11 protein-coding genes and 2 pseudogenes are annotated in these 11,155 nt (G+C 72.1%); 10 read left to right on the top strand and 3 right to left on the bottom strand.

Annotated elements, in window-relative coordinates; genetic code table 11:
* Positions 1–24: 24 nt before the first annotated feature.
* Together LRS04_RS27435 and LRS04_RS01275 are read left to right on the top strand one after the other, a co-directional pair.
* Positions 25–528: pseudogene (locus LRS04_RS27435) on the top strand (esterase-like activity of phytase family protein); the annotation flags it as partial.
* Between the two features lie 118 nt (positions 529–646).
* Positions 647–775 (top strand): hypothetical protein, encoded by a 129-nt coding sequence (locus LRS04_RS01275; protein ID WP_257814791.1) that lies wholly within the window; start codon positions 647–649, stop codon positions 773–775.
* Positions 776–846: 71 nt separating this feature from the next.
* Here the strand turns inward: LRS04_RS01275 and rpmB are convergent, their stop codons facing one another.
* Positions 847–1,146 carry a 50S ribosomal protein L28 gene (rpmB, locus tag LRS04_RS01280; RefSeq protein WP_257814792.1) on the bottom strand — a complete coding sequence of 100 codons (300 nt, stop codon included), beginning with the start codon at positions 1,144–1,146 and terminating at the stop codon, positions 847–849.
* 317 nt (positions 1,147–1,463) lie between these two features.
* Positions 1,464–2,153: a M23 family metallopeptidase gene (locus tag LRS04_RS01285; RefSeq protein ID WP_257814793.1), complete on the bottom strand. Its 690-nt coding sequence runs from the start codon at positions 2,151–2,153 to the stop codon at positions 1,464–1,466.
* A 278-nt stretch (positions 2,154–2,431) separates the two neighbouring features.
* On the opposite strand from LRS04_RS01285, the gene LRS04_RS01290 reads away from it, so the two are divergent.
* The 5 genes and pseudogenes from LRS04_RS01290 to LRS04_RS01310 all read left to right on the top strand — a co-directional run bounded on the left by LRS04_RS01290 (position 2,432) and on the right by LRS04_RS01310 (position 6,137).
* On the top strand, positions 2,432–3,058 hold the full coding sequence (locus LRS04_RS01290) for a TetR/AcrR family transcriptional regulator (protein ID WP_257814794.1): 627 nt from the start codon (positions 2,432–2,434) through the stop codon (positions 3,056–3,058).
* Positions 3,059–3,700: 642 nt separating this feature from the next.
* Positions 3,701–4,021: an HlyD family secretion protein gene (locus tag LRS04_RS01295; protein WP_257818905.1), complete on the top strand. Its 321-nt coding sequence runs from the start codon at positions 3,701–3,703 to the stop codon at positions 4,019–4,021.
* The gene (locus LRS04_RS01300; protein WP_257818906.1) at positions 4,018–4,935 is read left to right on the top strand and encodes an ABC transporter ATP-binding protein; all 918 of its coding nucleotides are present in this window, start codon (positions 4,018–4,020) and stop codon (positions 4,933–4,935) included. Before LRS04_RS01295 ends, LRS04_RS01300 begins: the two co-directional genes overlap by 4 nt.
* 154 nt (positions 4,936–5,089) lie before the next feature.
* Positions 5,090–5,395, top strand: a pseudogene (locus LRS04_RS27440) (ABC transporter permease); the annotation flags it as partial.
* A 109-nt stretch (positions 5,396–5,504) separates the two neighbouring features.
* On the top strand, positions 5,505–6,137 hold the full coding sequence (locus tag LRS04_RS01310; RefSeq protein WP_257814796.1) for an ABC transporter permease: 633 nt from the start codon (positions 5,505–5,507) through the stop codon (positions 6,135–6,137).
* Positions 6,138–6,163: 26 nt separating this feature from the next.
* Here the strand turns inward: LRS04_RS01310 and LRS04_RS01315 are convergent, their stop codons facing one another.
* Positions 6,164–6,595: a hypothetical protein gene (locus LRS04_RS01315; protein ID WP_257814797.1), complete on the bottom strand. Its 432-nt coding sequence runs from the start codon at positions 6,593–6,595 to the stop codon at positions 6,164–6,166.
* A 128-nt stretch (positions 6,596–6,723) separates the two neighbouring features.
* Here LRS04_RS01315 and greA point away from each other — a divergent pair, with 128 nt between their 5' ends.
* From greA to cdd, 3 genes are all read left to right on the top strand, one after another.
* Positions 6,724–7,203: a transcription elongation factor GreA gene (gene greA / locus LRS04_RS01320; protein ID WP_257814798.1), complete on the top strand. Its 480-nt coding sequence runs from the start codon at positions 6,724–6,726 to the stop codon at positions 7,201–7,203.
* 564 nt (positions 7,204–7,767) lie between these two features.
* On the top strand, positions 7,768–10,596 hold the full coding sequence (locus LRS04_RS01325; RefSeq protein ID WP_257814799.1) for a TRCF domain-containing protein: 2,829 nt from the start codon (positions 7,768–7,770) through the stop codon (positions 10,594–10,596).
* 62 nt (positions 10,597–10,658) lie between these two features.
* Positions 10,659–11,060 (top strand): cytidine deaminase, encoded by a 402-nt coding sequence (gene cdd, locus LRS04_RS01330; RefSeq protein WP_257814800.1) that lies wholly within the window; start codon positions 10,659–10,661, stop codon positions 11,058–11,060.
* The last annotated feature ends 95 nt before the right edge of the window (positions 11,061–11,155 follow it).

Consider the following 11,155-nt stretch of genomic DNA (forward strand, 5'->3'; position numbering starts at 1 on the left):
GCCCGCCTGCACGGCCTTTCCGACCTGAAGGTCCGGCCCGACGGCCGGCTCGTCGCCGCCAGCGACCAGTCCGACCTGCTTACCGCCCGCATCGTCCTGGACGCCGCGGGCCGCCTGGCCGGGATCGCCGACGCCCGGCTCGCCGCCCTGAAGGACGGGAACGGGGCCGACCTCTACGCCGGCGGCCAGAAGGAATATGATTCCGAAGGCGTCGCCGAGTTGCCGAACGGCGACCTGCTGGTGAGCTTCGAGCAGCACGAGCGCATCCTGCGCTACCCGGCCGCCGGCGGCCCGCCGGTCGCCGCCCCGATCCCGCAGACAGCCTTCCAGTTCAACAAGTCCCTGGAGGCGCTCGCCGCCGATCCGGCGCGCGGGCCGGACGCCTACCGCGTGGCGCTGGAGGGCACGGGCCAGACCTTCCTGTGCCGGCTGGCGACGGGCTGCACGCCGGGCTTCACCGTCGATCTCGAAGGTCTGGAGCTCACCGGCATCGACATGCTGCCGGACGGCGGCATGGCCGTGCTGCTGCGCTATTTCACGCCGCTGCGCGGCAACACGATCAAGCTGAAGATCCTCGACCGCGACGGCCGGCGCATCGACGGCTTCGACATGGAGCGCCCGCTCACCGTCGACAATTTCGAGGGGGGTGGCGGCGGTCCCCGGCCCCGCCGGCCGGATCCGCTTCTACCTGATCTCGGACGACAACTTCGGCGCCTTCGCCGGCGCCCCCACCGACCAGCGGACCCTGCTCATGGCGTTCGACTGGACGCCGTAGACCCTCTCCCCAAAGCAAAGGGCCGCCCCGGAGGGCGGCCCTTTCGGAACGACACTCTTGTAAGCTCAGGCTTAGGCGGCCGGGGCCTGCTCGGCGAGCTTGGCCTTCACCTGGCGCTTGATCTTCAGGGCGCGGGCCGAGAGGTCCTCGTCGCGGGCCTTCAGGAGGAACACGTCCAGGCCGCCCTTGAAGTCCAGCGTGCGCAGCGCCGCGTTGCGGACGCGCAGCTTGAAGGACTGGCCGAGCGCGTCCGACTGGAGCGTGACCGGCTGCAGCGCCGGCAGGAAGCGGCGCTTGGTCTTGATGTTCGAGTGGCTCACATTGTGGCCGACCATCGGGCCGACACCGGTGAGTTCGCAGCGACGCGACATAGCGAGGTAACCTTCGCGTGGAAATGGGATCGGCGGACCAGCCGGCCCGCGCGAGGAGGGGGCGATATAGAGGAAGCGGGCCCTTCGCGTCAACCCGGGCGCTGCAGCAAATCTCGCCCCCGGGTGCGGCCCGATCCCCACGGAACGGCGAAGCTCGTTGTGGCCGAAAGCGACTCAAATACAATGGGTTGTAGGGAACAAAGGCTGAATCGCGGCATGTCAGCGATTCGGTCCTGATCCGTTTCGCGCCCGTTCTGGAAGTTCCCGCCGCCCCTTAACGACTGCGACGCCAGGTGGCGGACGAGGCGGAACGCCGCCTAGTCGGCCATGTGGACGTCGGCCACCCGCTGCTCGCGGGCGACCAGCACCTCGGTGGCGGCGATCCGCCGCCCCTTGTCCAGGATCTCCAGGTGCACGTGGTCGGTCATGCCGCCGGGATACTTGTCCTGCAGGGAGTAAACCTCGCCGATCGGGCGACCCACAGCCACCGCGTCGCCCACCTCGACCGCCGGCTCCACATAGAACACGCGGGCGGCGTAGCGCAGCGCCGGATTGGTGATCTCCACGAACTTCAGGTCGGCGTCGCCGGCATAGGCATAGCCGATCTTCGTCACATAGCCGGAGATCGGCGCCACCACCGCCTGCCCGGCGTCGGCGACGAAGTCCACGCCCTCGTGGCGGCGCGAGCCGCCGTCGCGGCGGGCGCCGAACGCGCCTTGGCCATAGGCGTCGTGGCCCCTGGGCTCCTGGCCGGTGGGATTGGCGAAGTCGGCTTGGCCGTCACCGTCCACGTCGAGCCCCTGCCAGACGATCCGGGTGGCCTCGGCCGCCGGGAAGATCGTGTCCCGCAGGTCGATCCGCTGCGCCTCGGCCTTCTTCGCCGCCGTGTAGCCCACGTGCGCCGCCGGCATGGCCAGCGCCGCCGTGCCGCCGAGGATCGCAAGGACGGCCACCGTCTGGCCCAACCGTTCCTTCGCCGTTTCCACGGCGCGCACAGGGATGCGCATCATTCGGGTACGCCCTTCTCTCGATCGGATGCGGCCCACCGGACAGACGCCGGCTTCCTGGCTCGCGAGGATGCTGTCTCGTTTTCTGTCACGGCCGCCTGTGGCGACGGCCGCGGGTCCGCTCGGGGACGCCTGTCTTAGTTAACGGCGCTTCCGGGCGGAATATGGGCGCGTTCTTTTCCGTCCTGTCGCGACACCATGCCGCCTGCATATCGGCGTCTTGCCAAGCGGCGCCAGGAAGCGTAAATAACTGACCGGTCAGTTATTAGGACGTTCCGATGCTCCCCGCCGGCGAACCGAAATTCCGTCGCCGCAAGGCTGACCGCCCCGGCGAGATCGTCGAGGCGGCGATGCAGGTGTTCGCCGAGAAGGGCTTCGCCGCCGCCCGGCTGGACGACATCGCCGCCCGGGCCGGAGTCTCCAAGGGCGGGCTCTATCTCTACTTCGACACCAAGGACGACATCTTCCGGGCCGTGGTCGAGCAGGCCATCGCGCCGAACGTCCAGCTCGCCCGCGCCATGCTGGCCGCCCATCCCGGCCCGTTCCCGGACCTAATCCGGGCGCTGGCCGCCCACGTGGGTGGGGTGATCCAGACCACCTCGATCGGCGGGGTCGCGAAGATGGTCATCGGCGAGGCCCGCAACTTCCCCGAACTCGCCCGCATCTGGCACGACCGCCTGGTCGGCCCGATGCTCGACACGCTCGCCGGCGTCATCGCCGCCGCCCAGGCCCGCGGCGAGGTCCGCCCCGGCGACCCGCGGGCCTACGCCCTGCAGCTCGTCGCCCCGCTGCTCGTCGGCGTCATCTGGCGCGAGACCTTCGCCCCCGTCGGCGCGCCGGCCTTCGACCTGCCCGCCCTCATCGCCCAGCACGTCGACACCTACCTCGGAGGGATAGCGCCATGACCCGCCAGCGCGCCCTGGTCGCCGTCCTCGCCCTCGCCGGCCTGGCGATCGTCGCCGTCCTCGTCGTCATGCCGCGGTTCGGCCGGGTGGAGACCCTCACCGGCTACATCGAGGGCGAACCGCTCTATCTCGCCGCCCCCGTGGCCGGCCGCGTGGAGCAGATGCTCGTGGTCCGCGGCCAGGCGGTGGCGCCCGGCCAGAAGCTGTTCGTGGTCGATCCCGCCCAGCTCGCCGCCCAGCGCGACCAGGCGGGCGCGGAAGTGGCCGCCGCCGAGGCCCAGGCGGTCGACGCCCGCAAGGGCGTCCGGCCGGTGGAGCTGGCGGTGTTCGAGGCCAACCTCGCCGCCGCGGAAGCCCGCGCCCGCGACGCCCAGGCCCAGCTCCGCCGGGTCGAGCCCCTGACCGGCCGCGGATATTACGCGCCGGCCCGCCTCGACGAGGCCCGCGCCGCCGCCCAGGCCGCCCAGGCCCAGGTGGCCGCCGCCCGCAGGCAGCGCGACGCCGCCACCCTCGGCGCCCGCGACGACCTCGTTCGCGCCGCCGACAGCCGGGTCGCCCAGGCCCGCGCGGCGCTGACCGGCGCCGAGGCCCGGCTGATGGACGTCGCCCCCCACCGCCCCCGCCGCCGCCCGGGTGGAGGAGGTGTTCTACCAGCAGGGCGAGTGGGCGGCCGTCAACCAGCCGATCCTCTCCCTGCTGCCCGACGAACGGATCAAGGTGCGGTTCTTCGTCCCCGAGGCCGACCTTTCGAAATACCGTCCGGGCGCCACCGTCCGCTTCGCCTGCGACGGCTGCGACCGGGGCATGACCGCGAAGATCGACTACGTCAGCCCGCGCCCGGAGTTCACCCCGCCGGTGATCTACTCCAAGGACGCCCGCGACCGGCTCGTCTACCTCGTCGAAGCCCGCCCCAGCGTCCGCCTCAACCCCGGCCAGCCGGTGGACGTGGAGCCGCTGAAGTGACCCTCGCCATCGACGTCCACGGGCTCAACAAGAGCTTCGGCGACAAGCACGTCGTCCAGGATGTCGACATCGCCGTCGAGGAAGGCCGGATCTGCGGCTTCCTGGGTCCCAACGGCTCGGGCAAGACCACGACGCTCAGGATGCTCTGCGGCCTGCTCACGCCCGACAGCGGCCAGGGCGCGGCGCTCGGCTTCGACATCATCCGCGACGCCGCCGAGATCAAGCGGCGCACCGGCTACATGACCCAGAGGTTCTCGCTCTACGAGGACCTGACCATCGCCGAGAACCTGGAGTTCGCCGCCCGCATCCACGAGCTCGACCGCCGGCGCGAGCGGGTCGACGCGGCCATCGAACGCCTGGGCCTGACGGCGCGCCGGGGCCAGCTCGCCGGCACGCTCTCCGGCGGCTGGAAGCAGCGCCTCGCGCTCGCCTCGGCCACCCTGCACGAGCCCCGGCTCCTGCTGCTCGACGAGCCCACCGCCGGCGTCGACCCCAAGGCCCGGCGCACCTTCTGGGACGAGATCCACGCGCTGTCCGCCGAGGGCCTCACCGTGCTGGTCTCCACCCACTACATGGACGAGGCCGAGCGCTGTCACGAGATCGCCTACATCTCCTACGGCCGGCTGATCGCCCGCGGCACGGCCGAGGAGGTGGTCCAACGCTCCAACCTGATCACCCTGCGCGGCGAGGGCCCCGGCATCGACCGGCTCTCCGGCGAGATCGCCGCCCGCCCCGGCGTCGAGACCGCCGCCCTCTTCGGCCCGGCCCTCCACGTCAGCGGCACGGACCGCAAGGCGCTGGAGGCCGCCATCCAGCCCTGGAAGCGCGAGCCCTGGCGCTGGGCGGAGGTCGAGCCGACGCTGGAGGACGTCTTCATCCAGCTCATGGACCGCTCTGAGGACAATTTCCGATGATCCTCCTTCGCACAAGGCTACGGAGGACTCCGGTCCTGCGAAGCTCCTTCGGGAGCGAAGCAGGATGAGCACCGGCTTCTCCCTCACCCGCGTCGCCGCGGTGATGATCAAGGAGTTCAAGCAGCTCACCCGCGACCGGGTCACCTACGCCATGATGCTAGCCCTGCCCGTGGTCCAGCTCCTGCTGTTCGGCTTCGCCATCAACACCGAGCCGCGTCACCTGCCCACCGCCGTGCTGGTGCAGGAGGACAGCGTCTTCGCCCGCTCGGTGGTCGGCGCCCTGAAGCGCAGCGATTTCTTCGACCTCGTGGCCCAGGCCCGCTCGGCCTCCGAGCTCGACGCCATGATCCGCCGGGGCGACGTGCTGTTCGCCGTGACCATCCCCGGCGACTTCACCCGGCGCGTGGCGCGCGGCGACCAGGCGCAGATCCTGGTGGAGGCCGACGCCACCGACCTCACGGCGACCGGCGGCGCGGCGGCGGCGCTCGCCGCCCTGCCCGCCCAGGCCCTGGCCCAGGACATGAAGGGCGCGCTCGCCCCCCCGCACACAGGCGCCGCCGCCGTTCGAGGTGGTCGTCCACCGCCGCTACAATCCCGAGGCGGTCACCGCCTACAACATCGTGCCCGGCCTGCTGGGCGTGATCCTCTCCATGACGCTGGTCATGATGACCGCGCTCTCGGTCACCCGCGAGACGGAGCGGGGCACCATGGAGAGCCTGCTGGCCACGCCCGTCGAGCCGCTGGAGGTGATGGTCGGCAAGCTCGCGCCCTATGTCCTGATCGGCCTCATCCAGACGGCGCTGATCCTGACGCTCGCCCGGCTGCTCTTCGCCGTGCCGTTCCAGGACGGCTGGCCCGGCCTCTCGCTCGGCATCGCCCTCTTCATCGTGGGCTCGCTGTCGCTGGGCTTCCTGATCTCCACCGTGGCCCGGTCGCAGCTGCAGGCCATGCAGATGAGCGTCTTCTACATCCTGCCCTCCATCCTGCTCTCGGGCTTCATGTTCCCGTTCAAGGGCATGCCCGGCTGGGCCCAGGCGCTGGGCGAGATCATCCCGGTGACCCATTTCCTGCGCGTGGTCCGCGGCGCCCTGCTGAAGGGCCAGGACCTGAGCGACATGTGGCGCGAGCTCCTGGCGCTCACCGCCTTCGTCTGCGTCGTCGCGGCCCTCGCCATGGCCCGCTACCGGCGCACGCTGGATTGAGACTCGTGGGCGAGTTGGCCGGAGTGTCAGTTCCCTCGCCGCGCTAGCGCCCTTCTCACGAACAGGAAACAACCTGCCGTAGTTGCGCAGCCGACGACCGCGGTAAACCAAAACTCGCCATCAAACACGAACCCACTTCTGGCGAACGCTAGTGCCGCCACGAGGACCACAGAGACCGCTGCGCCGATCGCGAAGGCACGCTGCTCACGCCCCTGGAGAGCGGGCTCGACCGGTGTCGACGTTGCGCGCAACAATCGAAACAGGTCCCTGGCGGCCCAAATCGATCCGGCGATCAATGCCACGTTGATGGCCAAGACATAGCCAGCGACCACGACGATGGGCACACCAGCGTCAGCCAACACGCGAGCCAGCCAAAGCCCGACCGAGCTGAGCAACCCCACGGCGAGAATCTTCAGCCACATGCTCCGCCGTGCGGCCGATCGCGTGCTGGAATCCATGGCCTTATATCTTTGTCCTAAAGCAAGCTTCACTGACGGAAGTGGTGAGCATCGCAAGCCCAGGGGTCAACAAGCTACGTCAGGTCCCGGCCCTCGACTGAGGCCGCCGTCGTCCCTACCTTCACGGGATGGCCGTCGCCTTCACCAAGGAAGAGGATTACGAGAGCCAGGCCGCGGACCTTCCCGACCGGCCGATCTCGTCGCATCCCAACCTCGTCACCGCCTCGGGGCTCGCCTCCATCGAGGCGGAGCTGGCGGCCGCGCGCGCCGCCTACCAGGCCGCCCAGGCCCAGGGCGACGTCAGCGCCGACCGCACCGCCATGGCCCGGGCCACCCGCGACCTGCGCTACTGGTCCCAGCGCCGCGCCACCGCCCAGCTCACCGAGCCGGAGCCCGAGGCCGGCAAGGTCCAGTTCGGCCGCACTGTGGAGATTGAGCGCGAGGACGGCCGCAAGCAGGCTTTCCGCATCACCGGCGAGGACGAGGCCGACCCGGCCAAGGGCACGATCTTCTACGCCTCCCCGCTCGCCCGCGCCCTGCTCGGCAAGGCGGTCGGCGACGTCGCCGAGGTCAACGGCGCCGAGGTCGAGGTCATGGCCGTCCGATAGTCCGGAACGGCTTCCCCGCCCATGAGTTGGCCTCCCGCACATGGCGGGGGACCAGATGGACGACGGCGCGGCCTTCAACGACCAGCATCCGGCCCACGCCGACGCGGCCCTGGCCCCCGCGCCCGCCGCCGCGCCCGAGCCGGCCCGGCCGCCCGAGGAGAACCCCCAGCCGTCCGCCGCCTGGATCGCTGACCGGCTGAGCCGGGAGACCCGGCGCGCCACGGCGCCGCTCCTCTACGTCGCCTCCAGCGAGCGCCGCGCCGACGAGATCGGCCGGGCGCTGCGCCAGTTCGCGCCGCAGGCGGAGGTCCTGGTGCTGCCGCCCTGGGACTGCCTCCCGTACGACCGCGCCTCGCCGTCCCGCGAGGCCATGGGCCGGCGGATGGCCGTGCTCGCCCGGCTGACGGAGGCGGCCGAGGGCCCGCGCGTGCTGGTGGCCAGCGCCGAGGCCCTGCTGCAGCGCGTGCCCCCCGAAGACCGCAATGAAGCACGCCTTCCTGCCCGTGCGCGTCGGCGAACGCCTCGACCGCCAGGCCCTGGAAGGCTTCGCCCGCCGGGCCGGCTATGTGGTCGACGACCGGATCGACGAGCCCGGCGAGATCGCCCCTGCTGGGCGAGGTGGTCGACGTCTTCCCGGCCGCCGCCGAGGCCCCGGTCCGCATCGCGCTCGGCGGCGACGACACCGTCAGCGCCATCCGCCGCTACGATCCCGTCAGCCAGCGCACCGACGAGGAGCTGGACGACGTGGTGCTGGGCCCGGCCTCCGAGGTCCTGCTCGACGACGAGACCGAGCGCACACCGGGCCTCGAGCACCGGGCGGCGTCGATCTACGGCCGGATGCCGACCGTCTTCGCCCTGCTGGGCGAGGCCGTGGCCTTCGTCGACGACAAGGTCGAGCGCCGCGTCGCCGGCCTCAGCGAACAGATCGCCGAGGCCTATGACGCCCATCATAGCCTGTCCGGCCCCGGCGAGGCCCCCGCGCCCCGGCCCGAGGACCTCTACCTCTCCGCCCGCGACTTCGACCGCGCGCTCGGAAAGCTGACGCGGCGCACGCTGGACGGCGCGGCCGAGCGCACGCCCCGCTTCGCCCTGGAGCGCAACCCGGGCCGGGCGTTCTCGGATTTCGTCCAGGCCCGCCTGGAGGCCGGCGCGCGCATCGTGCTCACCGGCCTGGCCCATGAGCTGCGCCCGCTGGCCCGCGCCATCCAGCGCGGCGCGGCGCGCACGCCGGAGCCGGCCGCTGACTGGGAGGCGGTGCGGCGCGCGAAGGCCGGCGAGCTGCTCGCCCTGCCGGTCGATCTGGAAGCCGGGTTCGAGGCCCCCGACGAGGGGCTGGTGGTCGTCACCGCCTCCGACGTGCTGGGCGGCCGGGTCGCCACCCGCGGCGGGCCCTCCGCCGAGAGCCTGCTGTCCGACCCCGACCTGAGGGTCGGCGACGCCGTGATCCACGAGGACCATGGGCTGGGCGTGCTCGAGGCCCTGGAGACGCTCGAGGTGGCGGGCGAGACCCGCGACGCCGTCCGGCTCGCCTACCACGGCGGGGCCAGCCTGATCACGCCGGTGGAGGAGTTCGGCAAGCTCTGGCGCTACAGCGGCGAGGCCGAGGCCGTCACCCCCGACCGGCTGCACACCGACGCCTGGGCGAAGCGCCGGGTCGAGCTCAGCGCCGACATCGACCGGACCGCCGAACACCTGGTGGCCGTCGCCCGCGCGCGCGCCGAGACCAGGGGCCAGGTGCTGGAGCCGTCCCGCCCGGCGCTCGCCCGGTTCGCCGCCCGCTTCCCCTACCCCGAGACCTCGGACCAGGCCGCCGCCATCGAGGCGGTGCTCGCCGACATGGCCTCGGGCCGGGTGATGAGCCGGCTCGTCTGCGGCGACGTCGGCTTCGGCAAGACCGAGGTGGCGCTGCGCGCCGCCGCCGCGGCCGCCCTGGCCGGGAAGCAGGTCGCCGTCGTCGCCCCCACCACCGTGCTCGCCCGCCAGCACTTCGAGAGCTTCCGCCGCCGGTTCGCCGGGTTCGATCTCAAGGTCGGGCGGCTCTCGCGCCTGGCCTCCCCGGCCGAGGCCCGGGCGGTGAAGGACGGCCTGGCCGACGGCTCGATCCGCATCGTCATCGGCACCCATGCCCTGGCGGCCGACGATGTCGCCTTCGCCGACCTCGGCCTGCTGATCGTCGACGAGGAGCAGCGGTTCGGCGCCAGGCTGAAGCAGCAGCTCCGCGGCCTCGCCCCCCAACGTCCACCTGCTGACCATGACGGCGACGCCGATCCCCGGACCCTGCAGCTCGCCATGGTCGGCGTAGAGGACGTCAGCGTCATCGCCACCCCGCCGGCCCGCCGGCGGCCGGTCCGCACCTTCCTGGCCCCCTTCGACGCCGCCACGGTCCGCACCGCCCTGCTGCGGGAGCGCCGGCGCGGCGGCCAAAGCTTCGTCGTCGTCCCCCGCATCGAGGACATCGGCCCGGTCGCCGGGCAGCTCAAGGCGCTGGTCCCCGAGCTCACCACCCGGACCGCCCACGGCGACCTGCCGCCCGAGGCGGTGGACGAGGCGATGGTCGGCTTCGCGAGCGGCGAGGGCGATGTCCTGCTGGCCACCAGCATCATCGAGAGCGGCCTCGACGTGCCGCGCGCCAACACCATGATCGTCTGGCGCGCCGACCGCTTCGGCCTGGCCCAGCTCCACCAGCTGCGCGGCCGGGTCGGCCGGGGCCGCACCCAGGGGATCACCTACCTGCTCACCGACCCCGACGAGGAGATCGCCGAGGCCACCCGGGCCCGGCTCTCCACCCTCGTCGCCCTCGACCGGCTGGGTTCGGGCCTGGCGATCAGCGCCCGGGATCTGGAGCTGCGAGGGGCCGGCGACCTGATCGGCGACGAGCAGGCGGGCCACGTGAAGCTGATCGGCGCGGCCCTCTACCAGCGCCTGCTCACCCGCGCGGTCAGGGTGGCCAAGGGCGAGATCTCCGGCCCCGACTGGGACCCCGAGCTGAACCTCGACCTGAAGGGCGCCATTCCCGAGGCCTATGTCCCCGACCCCACCATCCGCCTGAACCTCTATGCCCGCCTCGCCCGGATCGGCGAGCCCGATGCGGTCGAGGCCTTCGCCGAGGAGCTGGAGGACCGTTTCGGCGTCCTGCCCGACGCCGCCGTCGCCCTGCTGGACCGCGCCCGCCTGCGCACCCTGGCCCAGGCCGCCGGCGTCATCCGCGTCGACGCCGGCCCCCGCGCCGTCGCCCTCACCGTCCAGGGCCGGCCGCCGGCCAGGCTGAAGTGCGCCCCCGACGCCGCCGTGAAGGACGGCCGCCTCGTCTGGCTCAAGCCCGCCCCCAAAGGCGCCTCGCGCCTCGACGACGTCCGCCTGGTCCTGGAGGAGCTTGCGGCGAGACGGCAGTAGACGCCGGTCGCAGGGCGGCTACTCTCCGCCGTCCCTCGAATGTCTTGGGACGCCCTTCCCGCATGACCCCGCCTGCCGATCCCGCCCTGGCCGACGCGCTCGCCCGCCTGCTCCCCAATGCGCACGCCCCCTATTCCGGCGTGCACGTGTCCGCGATCGTCGAGACCGCCGACGGCCGGCGGCACGAGGGCGTCAACGTCGAGAACGCCGCCTATCCGCAAGGCGTCTGCGCCGAGGCCAGCGCGATCTCCGACATGGTGACGAAGGGCGGCAAGCGGATCCGCCGGATCTATGTCGCCTCGAACCTTCCGGGCTTCATCTGGCCCTGCGGCGGCTGCCGCCAGAAGATCTGGGAATTCGCCGAGCCCGGCTGCGAGGTCGTCTCGGTCGCCGCCGACGGCGCCGCCGAAACCCACACCATCGAGGAACTGCTGCCCCTGGGGTTTCGGCTCGAGCGCGGCTGACAGCCTTCACCTTTGATGGGCCCGCGGAACGCAGCCCGGCCTTCGCGCGTCCTGTTGCATAGGTTCCGTCGCGTAGGAGTACGGGCGACTTGACC

This window comes from Phenylobacterium sp. J367 (genome assembly GCF_024699985.1).
Taxonomy (GTDB): Bacteria; Pseudomonadota; Alphaproteobacteria; order Caulobacterales; family Caulobacteraceae; genus Phenylobacterium.